This window comes from Cupriavidus sp. P-10, assembly GCF_003402535.2.
In the GTDB taxonomy this organism is placed as follows: Bacteria; Pseudomonadota; Gammaproteobacteria; order Burkholderiales; family Burkholderiaceae; genus Cupriavidus.
In genome coordinates this window covers 510,003-536,548 of record NZ_AP025170.1, presented here as the reverse complement: position 1 = coordinate 536,548, position 26,546 = coordinate 510,003, and the positions used below count along the sequence as shown (strand labels likewise).

At 67.7% G+C, this 26,546-nt stretch carries 23 protein-coding genes and 1 tRNA gene; 11 read left to right on the top strand and 13 right to left on the bottom strand.

Annotated features, from left to right (window positions below; translation table 11 throughout):
* Positions 1 to 2: 2 nt before the first annotated feature.
* The 4 genes from CTP10_RS02505 (at position 3) to CTP10_RS02490 (ending at position 4,069) form a co-directional block, all read left to right on the top strand.
* Positions 3 to 1,568 (top strand): sensor histidine kinase, encoded by a 1,566-nt coding sequence (locus CTP10_RS02505; protein ID WP_116317176.1) that lies wholly within the window; start codon positions 3 to 5, stop codon positions 1,566 to 1,568.
* A complete protein-coding gene (locus CTP10_RS02500) occupies positions 1,565 to 1,906 on the top strand; it encodes a DUF4212 domain-containing protein (RefSeq protein ID WP_116317175.1) in 342 nt (113 codons plus the stop codon). Before CTP10_RS02505 ends, CTP10_RS02500 begins: the two co-directional genes overlap by 4 nt.
* A 251-nt stretch (positions 1,907 to 2,157) precedes the next feature.
* A complete protein-coding gene (locus tag CTP10_RS02495) occupies positions 2,158 to 3,855 on the top strand; it encodes an MFS transporter (RefSeq protein WP_116317174.1) in 1,698 nt (565 codons plus the stop codon).
* A gap of 137 nt (positions 3,856 to 3,992) precedes the next feature.
* A tRNA-Met gene (locus CTP10_RS02490) sits at positions 3,993 to 4,069 on the top strand.
* 98 nt (positions 4,070 to 4,167) lie between these two features.
* Here CTP10_RS02490 and CTP10_RS02485 read toward each other — a convergent pair.
* The 8 genes from CTP10_RS02485 to CTP10_RS02450 form a co-directional block, all read right to left on the bottom strand.
* Positions 4,168 to 4,908, bottom strand: coding sequence for a GntR family transcriptional regulator (locus CTP10_RS02485; RefSeq protein ID WP_116317173.1), 741 nt, complete (start codon positions 4,906 to 4,908; stop codon positions 4,168 to 4,170).
* Between the two features lie 129 nt (positions 4,909 to 5,037).
* A complete protein-coding gene (locus tag CTP10_RS02480) occupies positions 5,038 to 6,069 on the bottom strand; it encodes a tripartite tricarboxylate transporter substrate binding protein (RefSeq protein WP_116317172.1) in 1,032 nt (343 codons plus the stop codon).
* Positions 6,070 to 6,150: 81 nt separating this feature from the next.
* Positions 6,151 to 7,176 carry an Ldh family oxidoreductase gene (locus tag CTP10_RS02475; protein WP_116317171.1) on the bottom strand — a complete coding sequence of 342 codons (1,026 nt, stop codon included), beginning with the start codon at positions 7,174 to 7,176 and terminating at the stop codon, positions 6,151 to 6,153.
* On the bottom strand, positions 7,173 to 8,108 hold the full coding sequence (locus CTP10_RS02470; protein WP_116317170.1) for a hydroxyacid dehydrogenase: 936 nt from the start codon (positions 8,106 to 8,108) through the stop codon (positions 7,173 to 7,175). The genes CTP10_RS02475 and CTP10_RS02470 overlap by 4 nt, the downstream gene beginning before the upstream one ends.
* Positions 8,108 to 9,283 (bottom strand): UxaA family hydrolase, encoded by a 1,176-nt coding sequence (locus CTP10_RS02465; RefSeq protein ID WP_116317169.1) that lies wholly within the window; start codon positions 9,281 to 9,283, stop codon positions 8,108 to 8,110. Before CTP10_RS02465 ends, CTP10_RS02470 begins: the two co-directional genes overlap by 1 nt.
* Before the next feature lie 55 nt (positions 9,284 to 9,338).
* The gene (locus tag CTP10_RS02460) at positions 9,339 to 9,620 is read right to left on the bottom strand and encodes a UxaA family hydrolase (protein ID WP_116317168.1); all 282 of its coding nucleotides are present in this window, start codon (positions 9,618 to 9,620) and stop codon (positions 9,339 to 9,341) included.
* Between the two features lie 306 nt (positions 9,621 to 9,926).
* Positions 9,927 to 10,487, bottom strand: coding sequence for a YcbK family protein (locus CTP10_RS02455; protein ID WP_116317167.1), 561 nt, complete (start codon positions 10,485 to 10,487; stop codon positions 9,927 to 9,929).
* A 30-nt stretch (positions 10,488 to 10,517) separates the two neighbouring features.
* Positions 10,518 to 12,149 carry a L,D-transpeptidase family protein gene (locus CTP10_RS02450; protein WP_116317166.1) on the bottom strand — a complete coding sequence of 544 codons (1,632 nt, stop codon included), beginning with the start codon at positions 12,147 to 12,149 and terminating at the stop codon, positions 10,518 to 10,520.
* 506 nt (positions 12,150 to 12,655) lie between these two features.
* Between CTP10_RS02450 and CTP10_RS02445 the strand changes: the two genes are divergently transcribed.
* From CTP10_RS02445 to CTP10_RS02435, 3 genes are all read left to right on the top strand, one after another.
* Entirely contained in the window at positions 12,656 to 13,198 is a 543-nt protein-coding gene (locus CTP10_RS02445; protein WP_116317165.1) for a fimbrial protein, read from the top strand.
* 83 nt (positions 13,199 to 13,281) lie between these two features.
* Entirely contained in the window at positions 13,282 to 14,043 is a 762-nt protein-coding gene (locus tag CTP10_RS02440; RefSeq protein WP_116317164.1) for a fimbria/pilus periplasmic chaperone, read from the top strand.
* Between the two features lie 95 nt (positions 14,044 to 14,138).
* Positions 14,139 to 16,670 (top strand): fimbria/pilus outer membrane usher protein, encoded by a 2,532-nt coding sequence (locus tag CTP10_RS02435; protein ID WP_233527942.1) that lies wholly within the window; start codon positions 14,139 to 14,141, stop codon positions 16,668 to 16,670.
* A gap of 9 nt (positions 16,671 to 16,679) precedes the next feature.
* On the opposite strand, the gene CTP10_RS02430 is transcribed toward CTP10_RS02435, so the two are convergent.
* The 3 genes from CTP10_RS02430 to CTP10_RS02420 all read right to left on the bottom strand — a co-directional run bounded on the left by CTP10_RS02430 (position 16,680) and on the right by CTP10_RS02420 (position 19,008).
* Positions 16,680 to 17,306 (bottom strand): response regulator transcription factor, encoded by a 627-nt coding sequence (locus CTP10_RS02430; RefSeq protein ID WP_116317162.1) that lies wholly within the window; start codon positions 17,304 to 17,306, stop codon positions 16,680 to 16,682.
* 157 nt (positions 17,307 to 17,463) lie between these two features.
* The gene (locus CTP10_RS02425; RefSeq protein WP_116317161.1) at positions 17,464 to 17,874 is read right to left on the bottom strand and encodes a carboxymuconolactone decarboxylase family protein; all 411 of its coding nucleotides are present in this window, start codon (positions 17,872 to 17,874) and stop codon (positions 17,464 to 17,466) included.
* Between the two features lie 66 nt (positions 17,875 to 17,940).
* Positions 17,941 to 19,008, bottom strand: coding sequence for a CaiB/BaiF CoA transferase family protein (locus tag CTP10_RS02420; RefSeq protein WP_116317160.1), 1,068 nt, complete (start codon positions 19,006 to 19,008; stop codon positions 17,941 to 17,943).
* Positions 19,009 to 19,413: 405 nt separating this feature from the next.
* Here CTP10_RS02420 and CTP10_RS02415 point away from each other — a divergent pair, with 405 nt between their 5' ends.
* Positions 19,414 to 19,851, top strand: coding sequence for a universal stress protein (locus CTP10_RS02415; protein ID WP_116317159.1), 438 nt, complete (start codon positions 19,414 to 19,416; stop codon positions 19,849 to 19,851).
* A gap of 42 nt (positions 19,852 to 19,893) precedes the next feature.
* Here the strand turns inward: CTP10_RS02415 and CTP10_RS02410 are convergent, their stop codons facing one another.
* A complete protein-coding gene (locus CTP10_RS02410; protein WP_116317819.1) occupies positions 19,894 to 20,946 on the bottom strand; it encodes a serine/threonine protein kinase in 1,053 nt (350 codons plus the stop codon).
* A 4-nt stretch (positions 20,947 to 20,950) separates the two neighbouring features.
* A complete protein-coding gene (locus CTP10_RS02405) occupies positions 20,951 to 22,558 on the bottom strand; it encodes a DEAD/DEAH box helicase (RefSeq protein ID WP_116317158.1) in 1,608 nt (535 codons plus the stop codon).
* Positions 22,559 to 22,873: 315 nt separating this feature from the next.
* Between CTP10_RS02405 and CTP10_RS02400 the strand changes: the two genes are divergently transcribed.
* The 3 genes from CTP10_RS02400 to miaB all read left to right on the top strand — a co-directional run bounded on the left by CTP10_RS02400 (position 22,874) and on the right by miaB (position 26,527).
* A complete protein-coding gene (locus CTP10_RS02400; protein WP_334223306.1) occupies positions 22,874 to 24,580 on the top strand; it encodes a ClcB-like voltage-gated chloride channel protein in 1,707 nt (568 codons plus the stop codon).
* Between the two features lie 112 nt (positions 24,581 to 24,692).
* Positions 24,693 to 25,088 carry a hypothetical protein gene (locus CTP10_RS02395; RefSeq protein ID WP_116317156.1) on the top strand — a complete coding sequence of 132 codons (396 nt, stop codon included), beginning with the start codon at positions 24,693 to 24,695 and terminating at the stop codon, positions 25,086 to 25,088.
* 86 nt (positions 25,089 to 25,174) lie between these two features.
* Positions 25,175 to 26,527 carry a tRNA (N6-isopentenyl adenosine(37)-C2)-methylthiotransferase MiaB gene (gene miaB, locus CTP10_RS02390; RefSeq protein ID WP_116317155.1) on the top strand — a complete coding sequence of 451 codons (1,353 nt, stop codon included), beginning with the start codon at positions 25,175 to 25,177 and terminating at the stop codon, positions 26,525 to 26,527.
* The last annotated feature ends 19 nt before the right edge of the window (positions 26,528 to 26,546 follow it).

Here is a 26,546-nt window from a genome sequence, read left to right as displayed (position 1 = left end):
AGATGAGCCTGCTGCAACTGCGCTGGCGGCGCGCGCACCGCGCCGTGCCGCCACCCTCCCCTGCCGCTGCGTCCCCTGCCATGCCCGGCACCGCCGACCAGGAACTGGCCGACGCATTGCCGCATCTGGAGGAAAGCACCGCCACGCCCGCGCCGCGCTCGCTGTTTGGCGAGATCCTCGACTGGATGCTGGCGCCGCTGCTGCTGCTTTGGCCGATGAGCATCGCGGTGACCTACCTGGTGGCCAAGTCGATCGCGAACGGCCCGTTCGACCGGGCGCTGGAAGCCAGCGCCATCGTGCTGTCGCAGCAGTTGCGCGAGGTCAACGGCCGCGTCACCCTGCAGCTGCCCCTGTCGGCGCGCGAAATCCTGCGCGCGGACGAGACCGACAATATCTATTACCAGGTGGTCGGCAAGCGCGGCGAATACATTGCCGGCGACCATGACCTGCCGCTGCCGTCGGAAGAAGACCAGGGCCACGCCGGCCTGGTATCGCTGCGCGACGACCGCGTCGCCGGCAACGACGTGCGGGTAGCCTACACCTACATCGACCTGCGCAATGTCAGCGGCAACCAGCCGGTACTGGTGCAGGTGGCCGAAACCCTCGACAAGCGCGCGCGCCTGGCCAACGAGATCATCAAGGGCGTGATCCTGCCCCAGTTCGTGATCCTGCCGCTGGCGGTGGTGCTGGTGTGGTTCGGGCTCTCGCGCGGGCTGGCGCCGCTGACCGCGATCCAGCAGCGCATCCGCGCGCGCACCCCGGGCGACACCAGCCCCATCGACGAACGCGCCGCTCCGCAGGAGATCACGCCGCTGGTGGGATCGTTCAACGACCTGCTGGCGCAGCTGGACCAGTCGGTGCAGACGCAGAAGCGCTTTATCGCCGATGCCGCGCACCAGATGAAGACGCCACTGGCGGGGCTGCGCATGCAGGCCGAGCTGGCGCAGCGCGAGCAGTCGCCGGAAGAGCTGCGGCGCTCGCTGGCCCAGATCGCCGGCAGCTCAGAGCGCACCGCGCACCTGGTCACCCAACTGCTGTCGCTGGCGCGCATGGAAAACCTGGCGGGCACCGGCGGCATGGGCGAACTGGACCTGGGTGCCCTGGCGCGCGAGGTAGTCAAGGAATGGCTGCCGCAAGCCTGGGCGCGCGACATCGACCTGGGGCTGGAAGCGGACGACCATCCGGTGACGGTGCTCGGCAACCGGCTGATGCTGACGGAGATGCTCAACAACCTGCTCGACAATGCCATCCGCTACACGCCGCGCGGCGGGCACGCGACGGTGCGCGTCAGCGCCGATGCCTTCGAGCCGTTCGCCTATCTGGACGTGGAAGACACCGGCCCAGGCATTGCGCCGGCCGAGCGCGAACGCGTAATGGAGCGCTTCTACCGGGTGCTCGGCACCAATACCGAAGGCAGCGGGCTGGGCCTGGCCATCGTGCGCGAGATCGTGCAGCAGCACGGTGGCGACGTGCAGATTTCCGACCACGTCTACCAGCAGGCGCCGCGCCTGGCCGGCGCGCATTTCCGCGTGACCCTGCGCCGCCCCACCGATCTCTCCGCACTATGAACGACACCCCCGCCCCCGCTGCCGCCCCCGATCTCGCCGAGGCGCGCCAGCGGCAGGCCTGGCACCGCAACCTGCGCTGGATCGCGGGGCTGCTGGCGGTCTGGTTCGTGGTCACCTTCGTGGTGGCGTGGTTCGCGCGCGAGCTGCGCTTCGACTTCTTCGGCTGGCCGTTCTCGTTCTGGGTGGGCGCCCAGGGAGCGCTGGTGGTCTACGTGCTGATGGCCGCCCTCTATGCCTGGCGCATGAACCGCGCCGATGAAACCGTTGACGAAGCGGACACACCCGCCCCCCTGCCTTCGCAGGGTACCTTGCGCGGCCCAGGTTCCGATGCTGCATAGCGACATGCCGTGCCGGCCGCATAGCAGTGCCGTGAAACGGCCAGGACAGGCTGCATTGCAGCATGCGCAGGCCTGAAAACGGCTAGCGTATACCCCGATATTTTTGGCACTTGCACGCCGAAATCTGTCAGAACGCAGTAAGTTTCGCCACCCACAATCCACTGCAACTCAGGCTCCCGGCCAGCGGCACGGGGCTTTTCCGCGATGTTGCCGCGCCTTGCCCGAGATCCATTCCAGACGGAGGAGACAAGATGGCAAACGTGCAAAACGTTGCGGTACCCGGAGGGGGTGCGCAAAACGCGCCGATGACACGCGAGGAGCGCAAGGTGATCCTTGCCTCGTCGCTGGGCACGGTGTTCGAGTGGTACGACTTTTATCTGTACGGCTCGCTGGCGGCGATCATCGCCAAGCAGTTCTTCGCCGGACTGGATCCGACCTCGGCCTTCATCTTTGCGCTGCTCGCCTTTGCCGCCGGCTTTATCGTGCGGCCGTTCGGCGCGCTGGTGTTCGGCCGCCTGGGCGACATGATCGGGCGCAAGTACACCTTCCTGGTGACCATCCTGCTGATGGGCCTGTCGACCTTCATCGTCGGCCTGCTGCCCGGCTTTGCCACCATCGGCTGGGCCGCCCCGGTGATCCTGATCATCCTGCGCATGCTGCAGGGCCTGGCGCTCGGCGGCGAGTACGGCGGTGCCGCCACCTACGTGGCCGAGCACGCGCCGCACGGCAAGCGCGGGGCGTACACCTCGTGGATCCAGACCACGGCCACGCTGGGCCTGTTCCTGTCGCTGATCGTGATCCTGCTGTGCCGCGAGCTGACTGGCCCGAACTTTGAAGTCTGGGGCTGGCGCATCCCGTTCCTGCTGTCGATCCTGCTGCTGGGGATGTCGGTGTACATCCGGCTGTCGATGAATGAATCGCCGGCATTCCAGCGCATGAAGGCCGAAGGCAAGACCTCCAAGGCTCCGCTGACCGAATCCTTCGCCCAGTGGCGCAACCTGAAGATCGTGATCCTGGCCCTGCTCGGCCTGACCGCCGGCCAGGCCGTGGTCTGGTACACCGGCCAGTTCTACGCGCTGTTCTTCCTGACGCAGGTGCTCAAGGTCGATGCCAAGACGGCCAACCTGCTGATCGCCGGCGCACTGGTGATCGGCACGCCGTTCTTTATCTTCTTTGGCTCCCTGTCGGACAAGATCGGCCGCAAGTGGATCATCATGGCGGGCTGCGCGCTGGCCGTGCTGACCTACTTCCCGCTGTTCAAGGCACTGACCCACTACGCCAACCCGGCGCTGGAGCGCGCGCAGCAGACCGCGCAGATCGTGGTGACCGCGGATCCGAAGCAGTGCTCGTTCCAGGGCAGCCCGATCGCCCGCGAGATCGACTTCCGCAGCTCCTGCGATATCGCCAAGCGTACCCTGGCCCAGTCGTCGGCCAGCTATGAGGTGGTGGAAGCCCCGGCCGGCACGGTGGCGACGGTCAAGATCGGCGAAAAGGAGATCAAGGCCTTCGACGCCAAGCTTGCCAACAGCCATGCCTTTGACGATGCCAGCAAGGCCCAGATCGCGGCGTTCAAGAAGGAGGTAAGCGGCGCCATGTCCTCGGCCGGGTACCCGGCCAAGGCCGACCCGGCGCAGATGAACACGATCATGGTGCTGGTGATCCTGGTCATCCTGGTGATCTACGTGACCATGGTGTACGGTCCGATCGCCGCCATGCTGGTGGAACTGTTCCCGACCCGCATCCGCTACACCTCGATGTCGCTGCCCTACCATATCGGCAACGGCTGGTTCGGCGGCCTGCTGCCCACCATCTCTTTCGCGCTGGTGGCCCAGAACGGCAATATCTACTACGGCCTGTGGTACCCGATCATCATCGCGGCGATCACCTTCGTGATCGGTGCGCTGTTCGTGCGGGAAACCAAGGACGTGGATATCTACGCCCACGATTGAACGGTCGGTCTGACGAAACCGTGACCACAACGGCAGGCCGCCCGGCCTGCCGTTTTTTCATACACCGGCGCCCCGCAAAAATCTTCGCACGAGGTGTTGACAGTGCCGAAAGCCCCTGTATAATCTCAGTCTTCGTTGGCGAATTAGCTCAGTCGGTTAGAGCGACGGAATCATAATCCGCAGGTCCGGGGTTCGAGTCCCTGATTCGCCACCATCTATTTGAAAAGCCGCGCTCTCGCAAGAGGACGCGGCTTTTTTCTTTGGACTGCCAGGCACGCTGCCGGCACCTCTCGATGCCGGAAGCGTCACGCCCTACGGCTGCGACAACAGGAATTCATGCCGGCTGGTATCGAGGCGCGACACGCGGTACTCGATCCGCTCGTCGTGGTAGGACGAGGCCACCCGCAGGATCTTCAGCAACGGACTGCCCACGGGAACGCCCAGCAACTCGTGGGCATCCTCGTCGGCCAGCGCCGAGCGCAGCCGTTCTTCGGTGCGGATGATATTGATGCCGAAGGCATCCTGGTAGAAGTTGTAGAGCGTATTGGGCCGCTCGCGCAGCATCTTTTCGGTCAGGCCCTTGAAGCGCGCTTCCGGCACGGTGATGGCATCGGTCATCATCGGCATGCCTTCCAGCGACAGGACATTGATGAAGCGGAACACCGGTTCGCCCACCGCCAGGCCGAGCGCGGCCGCCTCGTCCTTGTCGGCCTTCGCGCGGCGGAACCTGGCCAGGCGCACGGTCGGGTATTCGCGATGGCCATCCTGGCGCACGATACGGAAGAAGCGGAAGAAGTGATCCTCCTGCCGGTGCGTGGCGACGAAGGTGCCGCGGCCCTGGTGCCGGATCATGATGCCTTCGGCCACCAGTTCGTCGATCGCCTTGCGCAACGTGCCGATCGACACGCCAAAGCGTTCGATCAGCTTGCGCTCGGACGGAATGGCTTCACCCGGCTTCCACTCGCCCTCCGCCAGCGCGGAGAGAATGGCCTGCTTGACGTCCTTGTACAGGACGCCGCCAATCGCGCTGGCCGCATCAAATCTGGCACCCACGTTGAAATCCCTGTTCGGTGGCCCGCGCCGCCGCGCGGAGCGGGCCGATTCATCTAGATAAGCCAGATCATACCGGAGGCCAACTTGCGCCTATCGGCGCCTGTCGCGGCCAGCCCGCGCTATCCGATCCTATTCGGCGCGGATGTGTTTCTCTTCGATCAACCTTGCCCATCGCGTCACCTCGCCGTTGAAGTATTCGGCGAAGGGGCCACTGGTCTGCGGCGCCGGACTGAATCCGGACGCCACGATGCGCTCGCGCATGGCGTCGGACTGGAGCATGCGCGCCACCGACGCGGCGACCTTGTCGACGATCGGCTTGGGCGTGGCGACCGGCATCATCAGGCCCGTCCAGTTCTCGACGATCAGGTCGGGAAAGCCCGCCTCGGCCACCGTCGGCACGTCGGGCAGCAGCGGGTGCCGTTCACGCGTGGTCACCGCCAGTGCGCGCAGCTTGCCACCCTTCACGTAGGCCAGCGACTCCGGGAAATTGGAAAACACTACATCGATCTGGCCGCCGATCAGGTCGGTCATCGACGGCGCCCCGCCCTTGTACGGCACATGGGTCAGGTTGGCGCCGGTCAGGCTTTCGAACAGGGCCAGGGTCAGGTGCGGGGGCGTACCGTTGCCGCTGGAGCCGGCATTGAGCTTGCCCTTCTGCGCCGCCGCGGCCAGGTCCTTCATCGACTTGACCGGCGAACTCACCGGCACCACCACCAGCATCGGCGACGAGGCGATGCGCGCCACCGGCACCAGGTCTTTCTGCATGCTGAACGGCAGCTTGGGGAACAGCGTGACATTGGAAGCATGCGTCAGCGTGACCGCGAGCCAGGTATAGCCGTCGGCGGGTGCCTTGGCGACCTGGTCGGCGCCGATGTTCGCGTTGCCGCCGGGCTTGTTGTCGACTACCACGGGCCGCTTCCACTCTTCCGCCAGCTGGTGCCCGACCTGCCGCGCCATGATGTCCGTCAGGCCACCGGCCGCGAACGGGACCACGTAGCGGATCGGCTTGCCTGGATAGTCATGGGCGGGAACCGATGCCTGCGCCGCGCCCTGTGCCGCGGCCGGCGCCGAGGCCAGACCGGTGAGCGTGGATACTGCGGACAATGCGACAAGCGCGCCGGCTCCGTACCTGAGCGCGGTGCGAATCAAACCTCGAACCATGGTGTGTCTCCGTTTTGTGGTCGCTGGCCCGTTCTGTGTCGGGTCCGCCTTTGTGGTGGAAATGTGGTGGAAATCGAATCTCTAGGCCCGGCCCTCCTGCACTGCCTCGCCCGCCAGTTCGCGCAGCTCGTTGAGCAGGGCGTCCGGGATCTCTATGCCATGGGCCTGCGCGTCAGCCTGCGCGGTATCGCGGCGGGCGCCGGGCAGGCGCGTGCCTTCATCGTCCAGCATCGCTTGCAGCAAGGCTTCCACGCGTTCGGCATAGGCGTCCGAGCCCGCGAAGGCGCCCGGGTCCAGCACCATGAAGAGCTGGCCGATACGCGGCCGATTGCCGGCGTCGGTGAAAAAGGAATCCGCTTCGGCGCCGAAACTGGCGCCCGCCAGCGACGTCACCAGCAACTCCACCATTAACGCCAGCATCGCGCCCTTGACGCCGCCCGCCGGCAGCATCGAGCCGCGCAGCGCGGCCTGCGCGTCGGTGGTCGGCTGGCCGGTCTCGTCCAATGCCCAGCCCAGCGGGATCGGCTTGCCCTGCTTCGCGGCCACCATGATCTTGCCGCGCGCGACCTCGGACAACGACAGGTCGATCACGACCGGCGCGTGGCGCCGGCGCGGAAACACCGCGGCAATGGGATTGGTGCCGAACAGCGGGCGCCTTCCTCCCCAGGCAGGCATCGCGGCCGGCGAGTTGCCCATGGCGATGCCCACCATGCCGACGCGCGCCACCGCATCGAGCGGCAGCGCGGCCGCGCCGAAGTGATGGCTGTTGGTGACCGCCGCAACACCGACACCGGTTTCGTAGGCGCGGCCCATTGCCTCGGCGATCGCCAGGTCGCATGCCGGGAAGGCGAAGCCGCAGCCGGCATCGACCAGCGCGGCACTGGCGCGCGCGGAGCGCACCGCTGGCGTGGCACGGCCATCGACACGATCCGCGTGCAGGTGCGCGACATACATGGGTACCCGCGATACGCCATGCGAGGCCAGACCCGCCGCATCGGCGCGCACCAGCGCCGCAGCCGTCGCATCGGCTTGCAGCGCACTCGCGCCCGCACGCCGCAGCGCGGCATTGGCGATCCGCTCCAACTGCGCGATCGGCACCCGGCTCATGACATGACCTCCAGCGTCTGCCGCACCTGTTGCGCGATCATCATCGAGACCCGCGCATTGGCCTCCTGCGTCACGCCGCCGATATGCGGCGTCAGCATCAGGTTGGGCACGTCGGCGAGCACGCTGCCTGCCGGCAAGGGCTCGCATTCGAAGACGTCGAGCGCGGCGCCGCCGAGATGCCCGTCGCGCAGCGCCTGCGCCAGCGCGGCCTCGTCGACCACGCCGCCGCGCGCGGTGTTGATCAGCACGGCGCCGCGCTTCATGCCTGCGATCCGTTGCGTATCGAGCAGATGCCGCGTGGCGGCGACCAGCGGCACATGCAGGCTGACCGCATCGGCCTGCGCCAGCAGCGGGTCGAGCGCGAGGCTGCGCACGCCGGTCCGGGCCCATACCGGGTCGTCGGCGGCCAGCATCGGGTCGAACGCCACCACCTGCATGCCGAACGCCTGCGCCAGCGCGGCGGCCTGTCTGCCGATGTCGCCAAAGCCGATCAGCCCCAGCGTCTTGCCGAGCGCCTCCCTGCCCTCCGACAAGCGTGCGCGCGGCCACTGCCCCGCGGCCACTTGCGCGCTGCTGCCGTAGGCGCCGCGCAGTAGCGACGCCGCGGTGATGACCACGTACTCGGCCACCGAGCGCGCGTTGGCTCCGGCCGCGGGGATGACGCGGATGCCGCGCTCGCGACAGGCATCGACATCGATATTGTCGAGCCCTACGCCGAGCCGCCCGACCACACGCAGCGAAGGCGCACCGGCCAGCAGCGCCGCGTCGACCTGCGTACGGTTGCGCACGATCAGCGCCTGCGCATCGGGCAGCGCGTCGAGCAGTTCGGCGCGCCGGTCCACCCAGCCCGGCTCGTACCGCAGGTCGAAGCCCGCCCGCAGCGCCTGCACCGCGGCATCGTCCATGAACTCGCTGATGCAGATGCGCTTCATCATGCCGACTCGTGGATGCGGGTCAGCACGAACTCGCGGTGGCCGAGCGCTTCCGCCGCGGTCCAGCGCCCGTTGACCGTGGCCAGCATGCATTCGAGCAGCTTGTCGCCGGTCTGGTCCAGCGTCAGCTCGCGCTGCAGCAGGCCGGAGCAATCGACATCCATGTGCTCGCTCATCAGCCGCACCGTGCGTGGGTTGGCGCACAGCTTGATCACCGGCACGATCGGGTTGCCGATCACGTTGCCCTGCCCGGTCGGGAAGAAATGCACCACATAGCCGGCGGCGGCGCACAGCGTGACCATCTCCGCCGCGGCCGAAGATGAATCCATGAACCACAGGCCCGGGTGGGTCGGCTCCTCGGCCTTGTCGAGCACGCCGTCGACCGTGCATTTCTTGCCGATCTTCTGGATATTGCCCAGCGCCTTCTCTTCGATCGTGGTGAGGCCGCCGGCGATATTGCCCTTGGTCGGCTGCGACTCCGACAGGTCCGAGGTCTTCCAGCGGTCGATCATGCCCTGGTAGCGCTCGAACATGGCCATGAACTGGTGGCGCACTTCATCGTTGGCGCAGCGCGCCGCCACGATGTGCTCGCCGCCGGTCAGCTCCGAGGTCTCGCCGAAGACCAGCGTGGTGCCGAGCGGATGCAGCTTGTCGAAGGCATTGCCGACGGTCGGGTTGGCGCCGCAGCCGGACGTGGTATCCGACTCGCCGCACTTGGTGGACACCCACAGCTCGCTGATCGGGCATTCCACCCGGTGCAGCGCGGTGGCGTACTGCACGTATTCTTTCGCCGCCTTCGACGCCCGCATGATGGTGTCATGGTCGCCATGGCCCTCGATGCCGAAGCCGACCACCGGCTTGCCGGTCCTGGCGATGCCATCGACCACCTTCTTGGTCCAGCCATCCTCGATCCCGATCACCACCACGGCGGCGACATTGGGATTGCTGCCCGCGCCGATCAGCGTGCGGAAGTGCAGGTCCAGGTCCGGCCCGAACTGCAGGCGGCCATACGGGTGGGGAATCGCCATGGTGCCCTTGATGGCGACAGCGACCGCCTCGGCGGCTGCATTGGAGAGGTCGTCCAGCGGCAGGATGATGACGTGGTTGCGCACGCCGACGCGGCCGTTGTCGCGGCGGTAGCCCCAGAAGGTGGTGTTTTGATCGATCACGGACATGGCTTGGGTCTCGGGTATGGAGTGGGGAGATAAGTGGCGGGGACCGGGGCGCGGCTTACCAGCGCTTGGTCTTGATGTTGTGGACGTGGGCGTGTTCGCCCGCCTTGATCGGCGCCACTACCTTGCCGATGTCGATGCCGTACTTGTAGACGGTGTCGTTGGGATCCATGTCGCACAGCGCCACCTTGTGGCCGATGGGGATCGGCTGCAGCGCGGTCACGGTCACGATCTTGTCCTCATCCATGATCCAGGCGTTGAGTTTGGTACCAGCCTGGATGCCTTCCACCACAGCCACCGCCACGGTGTCCCTGGCGTCGTGCAGCACTACGTGAATCATCGTTGTCTCCTCTGTGTGGGTCGTCTTTGCGGGTTGCCTGTGAAACCATCTTAGGCAAGCAAAAGATCCATGTCAACTAACTCATATATATCACTTAGTTGAACGAGGGTCGGCGCCTTCGGCGCGCGGGACTGCAGCAGATCATCGGCGATCTGCGGATCGCCCTGCGGCAGTTGCTAAGGGGAGAGAGGTGCTGGCGGGGAAGGAGGTGCTGGCGCCGGGGGCGACCTGTTCAAGGCCGCCGCGATGGGCATCGACGTGCCCGGACAGCTATCGGTCGTCGGCTGTGACGACCTGCCGGGGCAATTACCAGTAGCGGACCCGGCCCGTGTCCAGGTGTACGAATTGCTCGCCCTGGTAAAAACCGACACCCCCGCCCTTCAGCGTCTTCGCGGCATCGCGCAGGTCCCCCAGCGGCACGCCGGCGACGCGGATGTCGATAGCCTTGCCGTCCATATGCAGGCTGTGCCTGGCGACACCGCCGCCGCGCGAATTCCGCAGGCGCGAATTGGTGGCAGGACTGCGATAGCCGGAGATGACCTGGAACGGTTCGTTGGTCCCGAGCTCTCGCCGCAGCTGGTACAGCAGGTCGAACAGTTGTGGATCAATCACTCCAACCTGACCCGAATAATGGTCGCGGAGGAAACCGTTGAGCGACGTGAGTGCCTCGGGAACAAAGCTATCGCCGAGGGCAAAGACGAGCTTGATGCGCTCGCCGGTATGGGTATGGTCGAACGCCAGCGAGCGCGCATCGGGCAGGCTGGCAAGCGCCTGGCGCGGCGCCAGGGGCATCAGGCCGGCGGCAAGGGCCAAGCCTCCGGTGGTATGTAGAAAGCGGCGGCGTGCCTTGCGCGTCGCATCATTCATGGTACTTCCTCTGCAAGTGCTGAGCGCGCCTTATTGCGTGGCAGCAGCGGCGCGCGCGATGGCTGGCGGCGAGGAGCGCCCGGTGCGTTGCCGCAGCGCCTTGTCCAGCAGTTTGTCGTGACCGTAGATGTCAGGCAGGAAGGATACACGACCATCGGCCCGGGCGATGACCGTGCCATAGGCCAGCACCACCGGCAGCGGTTGCTGCAGCCGCACCGTGTTTGACTTCCCGCGTGTCATCGCCTCGCGGATACGCGCCTCGTTCCAGTCCGTCATATCCTGCAGCACGAACTGCGCCAGTGCCACTGGGGATTCCACGCGGATGCAGCCATGGCTGAAGTCGCGCCGGTCGCGCTTGAACAGTTGCGGCGTCGGGGTGTGGTGCAGGTAGATGTTCTCGTTGTTGGGGAACACGAACTTGATGTCGCCCAGCGCATTCATGGGTCCGGGCCGCTGCCGGATGCGCATGCGGCCGTTGAGCACGGCGTCGAGGTTGTCCTCTGACAGCGTGGTCACGGCCTTGCCCTCGCCGGTCACGAATTCGAAGCCCTGCCGGTTGAAATACGCCGGATCGCGCCGCAGCCGCGGAATCGTCTCACGCTTGGCGATCGACGGCGGCACGTTCCAGTACGGGCTGAACTCGATATAGCGCATGCCCTCCTCGAACAACGGCGTGCGGGTATCGAGCGCCTTGCCGACGATCACCTTCATCTCCAGCTTGATGTCGAGCTTGCCATCGCGGATCTCGTAGGCGCGCAGCATGAACTCCGGCACGTTGACCACGATCATGCGCGGGCCGTCCAGCGGGGTCCAGCGCATCCGCTCCATGGTCAGTTCGATCTGCCGCACCCGGCTGGCCATGGGCAGATTGAGCTGCGCCAGCGTACCCGCGCCGATCACGCCGTCGGGCTCCAGACCATGCCGTGACTGGAACGCCTTGACGCCATTGACGAGCGCGCCGTCATAGCGCGCGGGCGGCTTCGTGCCGGCCGGCAGGTCGCCCAGCGCGGCCAGGCGCGCCGTCAGCGCGGCGGTGCCCGCCCAGGGCTGCCCCGGCGTCAGCTTCCCGGCGGGCAGCGCCGGCAGCGGCTGGGACCAGACTGGCTGCGCGGCGATCTCGCGATAGCGGGCCAACGCCTCGCGCAGCGTGCCATACAGCGGAAAGGTGGGCGCGGCCTGGCGCACGGCGTCTGGCAGGCGGTGTTGCGAGACCGCTTCGCGCAGCACCGCCGCGGCGTCGTACGGGCGTTCTTCCTGTGGCGCGAAATTGGCGTGGACGGCGCGCGGATTGATACGCCCGCCGTGCAGGTCGGCCAGCATGCGCTCCATCGCGGCGGTCAGCGCGGCGTCCAGCCGGGCGGCGGCATCGGGCGCGAACACCGGGCCAGTGGCCGCCTGGTGCACTGCCTGCCGCAGCGCCTCGGCATCGTAGTCGCGGGGATCCAGGCCGTCAGCGGCCGCCCCGGCCAGCGCGTCGACCGCCAGTTTGGCTTCCGGCACGGGCCTGCCCTGCGCGAACCAGAGCGGACCCTGGGCGACGGGGGAAGCTTGTGGTGCTGACGCTTGTGGCGCTTGCGGGGTCTGGGTCGTCTGGGGAGGCTGGGCCAGGACCGGTGCTGCGGCAGCGCCTGCCAGCAACAGTGCCGCGAGCGCACGCTTCATGGCGCCAGGGCGGTGGTCGCTGGCATGACGCGCAGCCAGGCAAAGCGAAGGGAGGGCAGCCTTGACTGCGGCAAGACTGGCGCCGCTCGGGCGCGTGGCTGTCGGGAACGAAGGCATCGTGGGGATGGGCCCGTTTCGTGGCACACGCCCACAGTCTACCTGTGTTAGTGAAGCGGCGTTTGCACCGCACGGAAAACGCTGCGTGATGACATCGGATCGGAAATTGACGAGCCCGGGGAAAAAGCGGCCTATCCGGCGGAAATCGGCTTTACGCCAACAGTTCGAAAAATGCAAGCGGCCAGCCCGGCAGATCTATGAATTTCCCTGGCAGATTCAGCCCATTCACCCAGCTTCCTCGGAAGTTTCATAGCGTGGGCGTATCGCCGCATTCCTACACTGGCCCCCGTTCACAAGGCAATTCCCATGTCACGCAGACGCTGCCTTGGAACGCCCGCATGCGTGGCAATCGTGCCGCGGCATGCCCCTCCACAATCAAGAGACCCGATATGAAATTTGCATTCGCACCGGTGGTGCTTGCCGCCAGCATCGTCTTCGCTGCGCAATCCGCGCATGCCGTCGACGGCACGATTACCTTTAACGGCAACATCTCCGCCACCTCGTGCACGATCAACGGCAACGGCAGCGGCGCGAAGTCGTTCACGGTCACGCTGCCGACCGTGTCGGCGTCCACACTGGAAACCGCCGGCGCCCGCGCGGGCCGCACCCCGTTCGTCATCGCACTGAACTGCGACGCGGATACCGGCGCGGTGCATACCTATTTCGAACCCGGCCCGACCACTGATGCCAGCACCGGCAACCTGGTGCTGAACAGCGGTGCCGGCACGGCGACCAACGTGCAGATCGGGCTGCTGAACTCCAACTTCACGCCGATCAAGGCCGGCTTCGCGGACGGCGTTCAGAACTCGCTGCCGGTGGACCTGGTCGGCGGCGTCGCCAACCTGTCCTACTTTGCCGAGTACGTAGCGACCGACAAGGCAACCGCAGGTGCGGCCAACTCCAGCGTGATGTACACCATCGCGTATCCCTGACGCGATCGCCGACGCGACCGCGTCCCTGTTCTTTCCCTGAGAGCAGAGGGGGCTCGCGGTGGCGTCTGTTCCCAGGCCTCAACATGTTGCCCACATCCCTACGTAATTCGCTGGCCTCCGCGCTGGCCGTGCTGGTGCTGTCGTTCGCTCTGCCCGCAAGCGCCTCGGTCGTCGTCGGCGGCACCCGCGTGGTCTATCGCGGCACGGACAAGGAAGTCACGCTGAAGCTGACCAATGAAGGCCAGTCTCCCGCACTGACGCAGGCGTGGATCGATGCCGGCACGGCAACCCCCAGCCCCACATCGATCGAAGTGCCCTTCACGGTCACGCCGCCCATCACGCGCATCGATCCCGGCAAAGGCCAGACGCTGCGCATCCTCTATACCGGCGAGCGGTTGCCGCAGGACAAGGAGTCGTTGTTCTGGCTCAACGTGCTCGAAGTCCCGCCGAAGCCGTCGGCCGATGAGAGCGGTGTCAACTCGCTGCAAATGGCGTTCCGTTCGCGTTTCAAACTCTTTTTTCGGCCCAGCGGGTTGCCGGGCAGCGCCATGGAGGCGCCTGCTGCGTTGCGCTGGGAACTTGGCAGCCGCGACGGCAAACCCGCCCTGGTAGCGCATAACCCCACGCCTTACCACGTTTCGCCGGTCACCGTCGAAGTCATCGCCGGCGAACACATTGTCAAGGCGACAGACCCGGACATGATTGCGCCTGGCGCCACCGCGGCCTTCCATCTGGACAGCAATGTCCGCAACCCTGCCGGCGCCACCGTGCGCGTGCACTGCATCAACGACTTCGGCGGCAGGGACAAATTCAGCGCGCCGCTGAGCGCCTCCGGCTCCCGCTAGCCCCATCAACCCACGGTCCGTTACGCCCTTTCGGCGGCCGCCGGCTGCCGGCGCTCGCGTGCGGCCATCGTCGACACGCCGGTGCCATGCTGCCAATGCCTTCCCGTCACGTCCCGTTTCGCCTGCGCCCGCTTCATGCCGTGCTGCTGGCCCTGTTCGCCAGCGGCGCAGGCGCGGCCGGACAACCCGACGCCAGCCCGCAGCGTGCCCGCCCCGTACAGGAAGTGGAGTTCAGCGATACCTTCCTGCAGGGCACGGCGGGCGGCGTTGCCGACCTGAGCCGCTTCAGCAAGGGCAATCCGGCGCTGCCCGGCCACTACCGTGCCGAGTTGTATGTCAACGAGATCTGGCTGGGCCGCGCCGACGTGGAGCTGCGCCAGTCCGGAGACCCCGCTGCCCCTGCGGTGCCGTGCTTCGATCACAGCCTGCTGGAGCGCGTCGGTGTCGATCTGGCCAGGTTGCCGGCCGCCGCATCGCTGGACGGCAACGGCTGCCAGCCGCTGCCAGCTCTGGTCGCCGACGCCACGGCGAGCTTCGACAACGGCGAGCAGCGGCTCGATGTCAGCGTGCCACAGGCTGCGATGGTGCGCCGCGCGCGTGGTTACGTCAGCCCGGAGAACTGGGACGACGGCGTACCGGCGGCGCGCCTGCAGTACAACGCCAACGTCTATCATTCCGACGCATCCAGCCTGTCGACCACGCAGGCCTATGTGGGCCTGAACGCCGGCATCAACGTGGGACCGTGGCGCTTCAGCCACCAGGGCAGCCTGAACCGTGACGAACGGCAAGGCACGCGCTACCAGAGCGTGCTGACCAACCTTCAGCGCGCCATTGCACCATGGAAAAGCCAGTTGGTGATCGGCGATGCCTTTACTGACGGCACGTTGTTCGACAGCATCGGCTTTCGCGGCGTGCGCCTGGCCAGCGACGAGCGGATGTATCCCGAATCGCTGCGCGGCTATGCCCCCATCGTGCGCGGTATCGCGCGCAGCAATGCCCGCGTGCAGGTCCGCCAGCAAGGCAACATCCTCTACGAAACCACGGTGGCACCGGGGCCGTTCGAGATCGATGACCTGTACCCGACCGGCTATGGCGGCGATATCGAGGTCGTTGTCACCGAGGCGGACGGCAGCGTGCACGTGTCGGCAATGCCGTACGCCGCCGCGGTGAATGCCCTGCGCGCCGGCCAGAGCCGGTACAGCGTCACCGCGGGCCAGTACCGCAGTACCGTGATGCAGGGCTCGACGCTGCTGCTGCAGGGCACCTACCTGCATGGCTTCGCCAACATGGTCACCGGCTACGGTGGCTTCGTGGCCGCGCAAGGCTATGGTGCAATCGCCGCCGGTATTGCGCTGAACACCGACCTGGGCGCTTTCGGCGCGGACATCACGCATGCCAGCACCCGGCTGCAGGGGCAACCCGACCGCAGCGGCCAGAGCGTGCGGCTGAGCTACAGCAAGCTGGTAGCACCAACCAACACCAATGTTTCGGTAGCGGCGTACCGCTACTCCAGCCGCGGCTACCTTGGCCTCGCTGATGCCATGTCCTGGCTCGCGCTGGACCAGGCGGGGCGGCTGCAAAGCCTGCCAACCGCGCGGGGCAAGCTGCAGCTGAGCATCAACCAGGCCTTGCCGGCCGGCTATGGCAATTTCTACCTGACCGGATCGGTGCAGAGCTACTGGCAGGGCAGCGGCACTGCCAGCCAGTTCCAGGCCGGCTACAACAATGCTTACCGCGCCATTGCCTATGGCGTGTCGGCGTCGCGGCAGCTGAATGTCGCCACCGGCAAGTGGGACACGCGCGTGATGCTGACCGTCGGCGTGCCGCTGGGCAAGTCGTCACACGCGCCTTACTCGCTGACCAGCCTCGAGCGTGGCTCCGACGGCACCGGCACGGCGCAGGAGACCGTGACCGGCACGCTCGGCAGCGACAACGCCTTCAGCTACTCGCTCAATGCGGGCCGTAGCGGCGGCGCGTCCGGCAGCGCCAACAGCATCGGCGGTAGTGCCTCCTATGTGTCGCCGTTTGCAACGATGACCGCCAGCGCATCCAGGAGCACCGCCTATGCGCAGGCCGGTGCAGGCATTTCCGGCGGTATCGTGGCCTATGCGGATGGCGTGGCATTTTCGCCGACGCTCGGCGATACGGTCGCGGTGGTCGAGGCCAAAGACGCCGCGGGCGCGCGCCTCGCCAATGGCGCCGGGCTGCGCGTCGACCCGTGGGGCCATGCGGTGGTATCGAACCTGGTGCCGTTCGCGCGTAACGAAATCGAGATCGATCCGCAGGGCCTGCCGCTGGAAGTCGAGCTCAAGTCGACGCTGCAGCGGGTCGCGCCCACCGCGGGCGCTGTAGTGCGGGTGCGCTTCAAGACCGAAAATCCCGGCCGCGCGGCAATCCTGCGCACACGCCTGCCAGATGACGCGCCGCTGCCGTTTGGCGCCGAGGTGTTCAATGGAGACGGCAGGCCGGTGGGGACCGTGGCGCAGGCAGGCCGCGTGCTGGTACGCGGGCTGACAGCGCGGTGGGGCCAGGCCGGCGGCGATGCCTGCACGCTGCACTACGACCTCGGCAAGCCCGGCAATGGCACGGCGGCGATGGTTGTCAGGGACGCCCTTTGCACGCGCTGATGCAACCTCTCACCACACCAGCTGGTGGCGCCGCGCGTAGTCGACCATTTCCACCAGCGAGTTCACATTGAGCTTGGCCATGATATTGGCCTTGTGCGTGCTGACCGTCTTGCTGCTGATTAGCAGCTCCCCGGCGATCGCCTTGTTGGAATGGCCGCGCGCCAGGTATTGCAGGATAGTGATCTCGCGGTTGCTGAGCCGCGGAACGCCGGAGTCGAGCGCTTCGCCAAGCTGTCTCGCGGCCTCCAGCGTGCGCATGGGGAACACCAGATAGCCGCTCAGCACGCCTCGCGCGGCCTGCAGCACCTCGGGCACGCCGCGGTGCTTGACCACGAAGCCATGCGCGCCGGCGCGCAACGCCCGCACCGGCGCGGCGGTGGCGTCGGTACCGGACAGCACCAGCACGTATACCGCGGGAAAGGTCGCCGACACGCGTCGGACGAAATCAACGCCAGGATTGCCGAAATACTCGACATCGACCAGCACCAGCCCGGGCCGGTGGTCGCGCACCAGCCGGAATGCATCGCGCACGCCGTCGGCTTCCAGCACTTCGGCGGCATCCAATGCCGCTGTCAGTTGGCCGGACAGCGTAGTGCGGAACCGGGAAGGCTCGTCGACGATCAGCGCGTGGTGCAATTGGAGCTCCTTGACAGCTTGGGCAGTTGCCAAGGTTAAGGGCCTCGCTGCGTGCTGAAGCGCCGAATTCTCGCTGCTCGAATGCAGCAGAATCTGCGCGGCCCTCGGGCAATTCCGCAGGGGTGGACAGCCTGGTGGCGCCAGGCCGGCCCGCGCGTCAGGACTTGGCGGCGTCGAGCACTTCAGTCAGTTTGCGGCTCGCGTCCAGCGCCGCGGGGAAACCGCAGTAAACGGCGCTGTGCACCATCAGCTCACGCAGTTCCTCGGGGGTGACGCCGTTGGCCAGGGCGCCGCGCAGGTGGCCGGCCAGCTCCTGCGGCCGGTTCAGCGCGATCAGCATCGATACCGTCGCCAGGCTGCGCTGCTTGCGGTCCAGCCCCTCGCGGGTCCACACCGTGCCCCAGGCAAATTCCGTGACCAGTTGCTGCAGGCTGGTATCGCCCTGCTGGGCCGCGGCATCGAGCGCGCGCTGCACATGCGCCGGGCCAAGGACCTCGGTGCGGACCTCGAGCCCGGCCGCGAATGCGGGCGTGGGGGCGTAGTGGGGATTCTGGCTGGGTTCGGCCATGGCATCTGTCTCCGGTGATGAGGTGATGACAGATGTTAGCCGAAAGGTGTTGGCCGAACCGGCCGCTCACTCCGTGCCCGCGGGCAGGAAGCGCGGCGCCGGCGTCGAGCGCGGCACCTCGCGCTCGCCCTGCCGGTACAGCTGGTAGGTGCCGCGCGCCTGGTTGTGCGGATGGCGGGCGGCCTCGTCCAGCGTCAGCACGCGCGCGAAGCAGACATCGGTGCCGCCCAGCAGCGCTTCCCAGTGCGTACTCGGCTGCGCCGCGATGCAGGCGGCGATGCGCGCCTTGAGGGCGGGCCACTGGGCGCGGTCGTACTGCGTTGCGGGATCGAGGTCGGTCAGTTCCAGCCGTTCGAGCAGTTCGCGGTAGAACTGCGGCTCGAGTGCGCCCAGCGTGATGGCGCGGCCGTCGGCGCAGCGGTAGACGTCATAGAACGGCGAATCGTGGAATGGGCTGGGCTGGGGCCCGCCCAGCGTGCCGGCGGCCCGCGACACCTGCACCAGGGAACCGAGCATGGCAACGATGTCGGTGATCGCCGCATCGACCACGCAGCCCTCGCCGCTGGCACGCGCGCTCAGGATGGCGCTGGTCAGGCCAAAGGCCAGGCCGAGCGCGCCGGTGGCGTCGCCCATCACGGTCGGCGGCACCATCGGCAGCGCGTCGTCGCGTGCTGCCATCGACAGCAGGCCGGTCAGCGCGATGTAGTTCAGGTCATGCCCGGCGCTCTGCGCCAGCGGGCCGCTCTGGCCCCAGCCCGTCATGCGGCCGTACACCAGACGCGGATTGCGGGCGTGACAGGCCTTGGGGCCCAGGCCCAACCGCTCCATCGCCCCGGGGCGCAGCCCTTCAATCAGCGCGTCAGCGCCAGCCACCAGCTCCAGCGCCGCGGCCACGCCCTCGGGCGATTTCAGGTTCAGCTGCACGACCTGCTTGCCGTGCTCCAGCTCCATCTCCGGCGGCACGGCCTGGCCGCGCAGGATGCGGCGCGCGTCGGGCGCGACCGGGCGGGTCACCAGCGTCACCTCGGCGCCCAGGCCGGCCAGCATCGCGCCGCACAGCGGGCCGGGGCCGATGCCTTCGAACTCCACCACCTTGATGCCGCGCAGGGGCAGCAGCTTGCCATGCTCACTCATCTTGCTTGTCTCCGGTTGCCGTGCGCCGGGATCCGGGATCCGGGCCCCGGGCCAGCTGTGTGGGATGTGTCGTGCGCCGCGCCAGTACGGCGGCCTGATGGCCTGGAGGCCTGGAGGCCTGCCGGTCTGTCATGGGGCTCGGGAGCATGCTACGCGCCACGGCGCCGGGGCGGCAATGGCCGAAACTGCCAGCCGTGTTGTCGGATTTGCCATGCGGCCGGCTATCGCACGCGCGGCACCGGCGGAATCGTAGTTTTCCGAACCAACTTGATCTAAGTCGGGTCACAACGGCAGACTAGCTGCGATGATGGTTTCAGATGGCGCCGGCGCCCCACGGCGGCAGCGCCAGGAGGTGTTCTTCAACCTGGCTCGTCCCGACAGCCCCCAATCGAGGAGATTCCCGTCATGACCAATATCGTGCTCGCCACCGATGGCTCGGCCTTCAGCGATGCCGCGGCACGCTTTATTGCCGAAGGCAAGCTGCTGCAGAACGGCTTTACCGTGCATGTCGTGCATGTGGCCCCGGAAGTCAGCGGCCAGGTGCGCGCCTTTGTCAGCAAGGAGACGATCGACGACTGGCACAAGGAGGCCAGCGACAAGGCGATGGCGGGTGTCAGCGAGATCCTGTCGGGGGCCGGCGTGCCCTTCGAGCGGCATGCGCTGCATGGCTTCGCGCCGGAGCGCATCGTGACCTACGCGCGTTCGGTGAGTGCGCAAGCCATCGTGATGGGCACGCACGGCCGCGGCTCGTTCTTCGATGCGGTGATCGGCTCGGTGGCCGGGCGCGTGCTGGCGCAGGCGGATTGCCCGGTGCTGCTGGTCAAGGCACCGGAAAAGAAGTAGACAAACCCAAAGCGCGGCGCGCATAGCGCCGCGTATCGTTGTTCAGGCGCCCCACAGGGGCGCTTCGTCCATCAGCGCGACCTGTTCGCGCAGTTCCAGGATGCGGTCCTGCCAATAGCGCGCGGTGCCGAACCATGGGAACGCCGCCGGAAAGGCAGGGTCGGTCCAGCGGCTGGCCAGCCAGGCGCTGTAGTGCAGCAGGCGCAGGGTGCGCAGCCCTTCCACCAGCCACAGTTCGCGCATGCGGAATTCAGCGAAATCTTCATAGCCGGCCACGATATCGGCCAGCTGGTCCTGCATCGCCGCGCGGTCGCCCTCCAGCAGCATCCAGATGTCCTGGATCGCCGGCGCCATGCGGCTGTCGTCAAAGTCCACGAAGTGCGGGCCGGGCGCGCCGTGGCTGCCGCCGCGCGCATCGTCTTCGTCGATCCACAGCACATTGCCGCGGTGGCAGTCGCCATGCACGCGCTGCAGCGGCACGTCGCCCGCACGTTCGTAGCAGCGGCGCACGCCGTCCAGCGCGAGGTCGGCGACTGATTGCCACGCCGGCAGCAAATCGGCGGGAATGCAGCCGCTGGCCAGCAGCCAGTCGCGCGGGGCAACGCCGAAGGTGTCGATATCCAGTGCGGGCCGGGCCTGGTAAGGCTGCGCCGCGCCGACGGCATGGATACGGCCAATGAAGCGGCCGAGCCAGGTCAGCGTGTCCTTGCGGTCAAGCGCGGGTTCGCGGCCGCCGCAGCGCGGGAACACCGCAAAGCGAAAGCCGGCGTGGTGGCGCAGCGTGCCCGCATCCGGCGCACCGGCCGGCAAGGCCAGCGCCGGCACGGCCGGGATCTCGGCATCGGCCAGCTGCTGCACGAAGGCGTGTTCTTCCAGGATGGCCGCGTCGGTCCAGCGGCCGGGGCGGTAGAACTTGGCGATGACCGGCGCGGCGTCCTCGATGCCGGCCTGCCACACCCGGTTCTCATAGCTGTTGAGCGCCAGCAGGCGCCCGTCGGGGCGCAGACCGGCGCTTTCGAGCGCGTCAAGCATCCGCTCAGGCGTCAGGCCGGCATAGGGAATACCGGAATCGGCCGGGGCGGTGGACGCTGTCATGGTGTCAGTCGCGGTTGCGGTTGCCGCCGAGCAGCGCGGCCTGCGGCGCCGGGCGGCGGTTGCGGGCGGGCGCCGGGGCAGCATCGTGCGGCTGGCGTGCCGGCTGGGCGGCGGCGCGTTGCTGGCCGCGTGCCGGCTCCTGGCTGCCCTGGCGCGGTGCGCCGTTGCGGGCGCCGCCATTGCTACTGCCATTATGGTTGCTGCCTGCGTTGCCGTTGCCACCGCCGCGGCGCTGGCCGCCTTCGGCCTGGCGTTGACGCGGCTGGCCGCCCTGGCCCTGGCGCGGTGCGTCCTGGGGTTGGCGCGGCGCGCGTGCGCGCGGTGCCGGCTCACCGTCGGCGTTTGCCGGGCGTGCCTGGCTACGGCCGCGGCCCTGGGCCTGGCCCTGTCCTTGTCCCTGGCCGCCGCCGCGTTGCTGGCGGCCCTTCTGGATCGGTTCCGCTGCGATGGTCGGGTCGACCTCGAACCCCGTCAGCACGGTCTGCTCGATCTTGCGCTTGATCAGGCGTTCGATATCGCGCAGCAGCGCGTGCTCGTCCACGCAGACCAGCGAGATCGCCTCGCCCTCGGCGCCGGCGCGACCGGTGCGCCCGATGCGGTGCACGTAGTCCTCGGGCACGTTCGGCAGGTCAAAGTTGACCACATGCGGGAGCTGGTCGATGTCGATGCCGCGTGCGGCGATATCGGTCGCCACCAGCAGCCGCAGCGTGCCGGCCTTGAATTCGGACAGCGCGCGCGTGCGCGCCGACTGGCTCTTGTTGCCGTGGATCGCCAGCGCCGACAGGCCGTCCTTGGTCAACTGCTCGGCCAGGCGGTTGGCGCCATGCTTGGTGCGGGTGAACACCAGCACCTGGTGCCAGTCATGCTGGCGCACCAGGTGGGCCAGCAGCTCGCGCTTGCGTTCGCGGTCGACCGCATAGACGCGCTGGTCGACGGTCTCGGCGGTGGTGTTGCGCCGCGCCACCTCGATCGAGGCGGGGTTGTTCAGCAGGCGGTCGGCCAGTGCGCGGATATCGTCCGAGAACGTCGCCGAGAACAGCAGGTTCTGGCGCTTGGCCGGCAGCACGTTGAGGATCTTGCGGATGTCGTGGATGAAGCCCATGTCGAGCATGCGGTCGGCTTCATCGAGCACCAGCAGCTCTACCTGCGACAGGTCGACGGTGCGCTGGGACACATGGTCGAGCAGGCGGCCTGGCGTGGCCACCACGATATCGACGCCGCGCTTGAGCTGCTCGATCTGCGGGTTGATGCCGACGCCGCCGAACATCACCATGGAGCGCAGGCGCAGGTACTTGCCGTAGTTGCGCACGCTTTCCTCGACCTGCGCAGCCAGTTCGCGCGTGGGCGTCAGCACCAGCGCGCGCACGGCCGGCTTGCCGGGACGCGGCGCGTTGCCGGCCGCGCGGGCCGCGGCGGACGCGGACAGCAACTGCAGCATTGGCAGGGTGAAGCCGGCGGTCTTGCCGGTGCCGGTCTGGGCGCCTGCGAGCAGGTCGCCACCCTTGAGGATGGCGGGGATCGCCTGGGCCTGGATGGGAGTCGGTGAGGTGTAGCCCTGTTCGGCCACCGCACGCACAATCTTTTCGGACAAGCCGAGTTCGGAGAAAGACATGAATTGCTGCTTCGGCCATCCCTGCGCACGCGGTGCGCCGATCGCGGGATGGCTCGTGTAATTGATGTTCGGTATCGGTGACAGGAGCGGCCGGAAGGCCGGCCTGGCGGGCCAATGGCCCGTCCGCGGGAAAGGTCGCTAGTGTACCAGTCCGGGCCGAGCCGGTTCTGCACATGCGGCGGCGCCACATGCGGTACGGCGCACATCGGCGCGGAGCGAGTGGCGCTGCGCTATCATGGCGGGCGCTGCCGACAACGGCCCGCCCCAAAAACGCCGCAGTGATGCCAGGCCAGCCCTGCCTGCCCCGGCACTTTGCTGCGCCCCGGAGCCCGCGCCATGCGCTTGCGTTTCCTTGAAGACCAGGAAGTCACCCTCTTTGCGGCCATCCCGGTCGGCATCGTGGCAGCCATCGCGACCACGCTGTTCAAGGAGGCGCTGGACGGTGCCGGCGTGGTGCTGTTCTCCAGCCATGCCGACGTGGTGGTCGTCTTTGCCGCGCTGGCACTGGGCTGGCGCGTAGTCGTGCCGGCGGTGGGCGGCGCGCTGGCCGGCGCGCTGCTGGTGCTGTCCAATCGGCTGGCCAGCAGCCACAGCGGCGCAACTGACTATATGGAAGCGGTTGCCAACGGCAGCGGCCGGCTGCCGGTGCGGATCACGCTGCTGCGCGCCATGTCGTCATTCTTCTCCATCGTCAGCGGCAGCTCGGTCGGCAAGGAAGGCGCGATGATCCAGCTGGCGGCGCTATGCGGCTCGCTGTTCCCGACCACGCGGCTGGAGCGCGGCGGCGGCTCGAACATGCGCCGGATGCTGACGGCCTGTGCCGCCGCAGCGGGCCTGGCCACCGTCTATCACACCCCTTTCTCCGCGGCCGTCTTCGTTGCCGAAGTGGTGTTTGGGGCGCTGGCCGTCCAGCGGCTGATGCCTCTGTTCCTTGCGTCGGTAGCCGGTGCCATGGTCAGCCAGTGGCACGGCGGACTGCAGCCACTGTATCCGGGGCTGGAAATCGCGCCCGACCTGCGCCCGCATATCCTGCTGGCCGCCGCCGGGCTCGGCGTGGCGGCCGGCATCGTCGGCGCGCTGTTCATGCGCGCGTCGGGCTTCGCCCGCAGCCGCTTTGCCGCGGTGCCGGGCGGGCCGGTGGCGCGGCTGGCGCTGGGCGGCGCGCTGGTCGGCGTGCTGGCGATGGCCGTGCCCGAAGTGGTGGGCAACGGCTACCACACCATCCAGACCATCCTGCAGGAACAGCCGCTGAGCGTGCCGGTGGCCGCAGTGCTGCTGGCCAAGCTGGTGGCTACGGTGATCAGCATGGGCTCGGGCGCGGTCGGCGGGGTGTTTACGCCGTCGCTGTTCGTTGGCGCGGCGCTGGGGCAACTGCTGGCGCTGGCCATGCATGGCGTGGCCGACGGCGCCACGCCGCTGCTGCCGCTGGTCGGGATGAGCGCGTTCCTGGCGGCGACCAGCCAGGCGCCGCTGATGTCGGTGCTGATGGTGTTCGAAATGACGCTGGCGCCGGCGCTGCTGCTGCCGTCGATGATCGGCGCGGTGGCGGCGTACTACACGGCGTCGCGCTGCCAGACGCTGTCGCTGTACAGCGTGATCGCCGAGCGCGCGCAGGCGTCGGCCGCGGCCGAGCATGCGCGCACCATGACGCTGGCGGGGCTGTGCGACCCGACCGCCACCGTGCTCGACCCCAATGCCACCCTCGCCGAGGCGGCCGACAAGTTCGCCGAGACCGGTACCCGCTATCTATATCTGGTGCAGTTCGACGGCCGCCTGCTGGGGGCACTGTCGATCCACGCGGTGCAGCGCGCCCAGCGCGAAGGCTCGCAGCAAGGCGTGCTGGAACTGGCCGAACGCGACTTCCCGGCGCTGACCCCCGATTCGCGCCTGCGCGATGCGCTTGAGGTGTTCGCCGCACACGGCATCAACCGGATCCCGCTGGTGCGGGACACGGTCGACCGTGAGCTGATCGGCACCGTGTCGAAGCAGCGTGTGCTGCAAGAAGCATCCTGCCTCTTCTGAACACCGTCTTGCCGGTCCGCCCCGGGCAGGCGCCAAGCGAGTAAAATGGCGGGTTGCGCCCGCTCCGGGCCCTCCCCCACCCACGCTTCGCCTCACTTGACGGAGTTTCCCCATGCCAGCAGGTCGTGATACGCGCCGCGAGGCGCCGGAAAATGCCAGATCCTTGCGCGGGCGGTTGCCGTGGCTGGCGAGCGTAGCAACCCTGCTGCTCGGCGCGGCCACCGCCTCGGCCCAGCCGGTGCGGGTGATTCCGGAGGACGCGCAGGCGGCGAAGCTGGTGATCGCCGCCCCGGCGGCCACCGCGCCGCAGACCGCCACGCTGGACGGCAAGACCGTCGGCGTGGCACCGGGCCTGCGCCTGTTTGGCACCGACAACCAGTTGCTGGCCTCCGCCGCGGTGGCGGGTCAGAAGCTGCCGGTGCGGTACAAGCTGGACCTCTATGGCCAGCTGCTGACCGCCTGGGTGCTGAGCGAGCCGGAGCAGAAGGCGCTGAAACAGAAATCGTAGTCCCCCGAAAGAGCGCGGCGTGCCCCACGCGACCGCGCGTTGTTGCAACACCCTGATGCCCCCAGGTCAACCACTGAGATCGGCATATGAAGAAAGTTTTCGTCAAGACGTACGGCTGCCAGATGAACGAGTATGACTCGGACAAGATGGTCGACGTCCTCAACGCCAGCCAGGGGCTGGAACCCACCGACAACGTCGAAGACGCCGACGTGATCCTGTTCAACACCTGCTCGGTGCGCGAGAAAGCGCAGGAGAAGGTGTTCTCCGAACTGGGCCGGATGAAGGCGCTCAAGGCGGTCAAGCCCGACCTGGTGATCGGCGTCGGCGGCTGCGTCGCCAGCCAGGAAGGCGCCAGCATCGTCTCGCGCGCACCGTACGTCGACGTGGTGTTCGGCCCGCAGACCCTGCACCGCCTGCCAGACCTGATCGCGCGCCGCCAGCGCACCGGCCAGTCGCAGGTCGATATTTCCTTCCCCGAGATCGAGAAGTTCGACCACCTGCCGCCGGCGCGCGTGGATGGCCCGAGTGCCTTCGTGTCGATCATGGAAGGCTGCTCCAAGTACTGCAGCTACTGCGTGGTGCCCTACACCCGCGGCGAGGAAGTCTCGCGCCCGTTCGAGGACGTGCTGGCCGAAGTCGCCGGCCTGGCGGGGCAAGGCGTGCGCGAAGTCACGCTGCTGGGCCAGAACGTCAACGCCTACCGCGGCAAGATGGGCGACACCAGCGAGATCGCCGATTTTGCGCTGCTGATCGAATACGTGGCCGAGATCCCGGGCATCGAGCGCATCCGCTACACCACCAGCCACCCGAAGGAATTCACCTCGCGCCTGGTCGAGCTGTACGGCCGCTGCGACAAACTGGTGAACCACCTGCACCTGCCGGTGCAGCATGCGTCGGACCGCATCCTGATGGCGATGAAGCGCGGCTACAGCGTGCTGGAGTACAAGAGCATCATCCGCAAGCTGCGCGCGCTGCGCCCGCAGATGTCGATGTCGTCGGACTTTATCGTCGGCTTCCCCGGCGAGACCGATGCCGACTTCGAGAAGCTGATGGCGATGATCGAAGAGATCGGCTACGACACCTCGTTCTCTTTCATCTTCAGCCCGCGCCCGGGCACGCCCGCGGCCAACCTGCACGACGACACCCCGCACGAGGTCAAGCTGCGCCGGCTGCAGCGCCTGCAGGCCACCATCGAGGAAAACGTACAGCGCATCAGCCAGAACATGGTCGGCACGGTGCAGCGCATCCTGGTGGAAGGCCCGGCCCGCAAGGACCCGACCGAGCTGCATGGCCGCACCGAGAACAACCGCGTGGTCAACTTTGCGCTGCCCGGCGTGCCCCAGGCAGGCCGCGACCGGCTGGTCGGCCAGATGGTCGACGTCAGCATCACGCAGGCATTCCCGCACTCGCTGCGCGGCGAGATCGTGGTCCGGCAGTAATCCAGGCACAGCACATAGC

Excerpts from the sequence above, each read along its gene's own strand:
- CTP10_RS02425 (WP_116317161.1), bottom strand. The coding sequence starts at position 17,874 with ATGGCCGAACCCAGCCAGAATCCCCACTACGCCCCCACGCCCGCATTC.
- CTP10_RS02410 (WP_116317819.1), bottom strand. The coding sequence starts at position 20,946 with ATGACAGCGTCCACCGCCCCGGCCGATTCCGGTATTCCCTATGCCGGC.
- CTP10_RS02460 (WP_116317168.1), bottom strand. The coding sequence starts at position 9,620 with ATGATTCACGTAGTGCTGCACGACGCCAGGGACACCGTGGCGGTGGCT.
- CTP10_RS02455 (WP_116317167.1), bottom strand. The coding sequence starts at position 10,487 with ATGAATGATGCGACGCGCAAGGCACGCCGCCGCTTTCTACATACCACC.
- CTP10_RS02500 (WP_116317175.1), top strand. The coding sequence starts at position 1,565 with ATGAACGACACCCCCGCCCCCGCTGCCGCCCCCGATCTCGCCGAGGCG.
- CTP10_RS02470 (WP_116317170.1), bottom strand. The coding sequence starts at position 8,108 with ATGAAGCGCATCTGCATCAGCGAGTTCATGGACGATGCCGCGGTGCAG.
- miaB (WP_116317155.1), top strand. The coding sequence starts at position 25,175 with ATGAAGAAAGTTTTCGTCAAGACGTACGGCTGCCAGATGAACGAGTAT.
- CTP10_RS02475 (WP_116317171.1), bottom strand. The coding sequence starts at position 7,176 with ATGAGCCGGGTGCCGATCGCGCAGTTGGAGCGGATCGCCAATGCCGCG.
- CTP10_RS02505 (WP_116317176.1), top strand. The coding sequence starts at position 3 with ATGAGCCTGCTGCAACTGCGCTGGCGGCGCGCGCACCGCGCCGTGCCG.
- CTP10_RS02495 (WP_116317174.1), top strand. The coding sequence starts at position 2,158 with ATGGCAAACGTGCAAAACGTTGCGGTACCCGGAGGGGGTGCGCAAAAC.
- CTP10_RS02395 (WP_116317156.1), top strand. The coding sequence starts at position 24,693 with ATGCCAGCAGGTCGTGATACGCGCCGCGAGGCGCCGGAAAATGCCAGA.
- CTP10_RS02480 (WP_116317172.1), bottom strand. The coding sequence starts at position 6,069 with ATGGTTCGAGGTTTGATTCGCACCGCGCTCAGGTACGGAGCCGGCGCG.
- CTP10_RS02445 (WP_116317165.1), top strand. The coding sequence starts at position 12,656 with ATGAAATTTGCATTCGCACCGGTGGTGCTTGCCGCCAGCATCGTCTTC.
- CTP10_RS02435 (WP_233527942.1), top strand. The coding sequence starts at position 14,139 with ATGCCTTCCCGTCACGTCCCGTTTCGCCTGCGCCCGCTTCATGCCGTG.
- CTP10_RS02415 (WP_116317159.1), top strand. The coding sequence starts at position 19,414 with ATGACCAATATCGTGCTCGCCACCGATGGCTCGGCCTTCAGCGATGCC.
- CTP10_RS02420 (WP_116317160.1), bottom strand. The coding sequence starts at position 19,008 with ATGAGTGAGCATGGCAAGCTGCTGCCCCTGCGCGGCATCAAGGTGGTG.
- CTP10_RS02465 (WP_116317169.1), bottom strand. The coding sequence starts at position 9,283 with ATGTCCGTGATCGATCAAAACACCACCTTCTGGGGCTACCGCCGCGAC.
- CTP10_RS02450 (WP_116317166.1), bottom strand. The coding sequence starts at position 12,149 with ATGAAGCGTGCGCTCGCGGCACTGTTGCTGGCAGGCGCTGCCGCAGCA.
- CTP10_RS02440 (WP_116317164.1), top strand. The coding sequence starts at position 13,282 with ATGTTGCCCACATCCCTACGTAATTCGCTGGCCTCCGCGCTGGCCGTG.
- CTP10_RS02405 (WP_116317158.1), bottom strand. The coding sequence starts at position 22,558 with ATGTCTTTCTCCGAACTCGGCTTGTCCGAAAAGATTGTGCGTGCGGTG.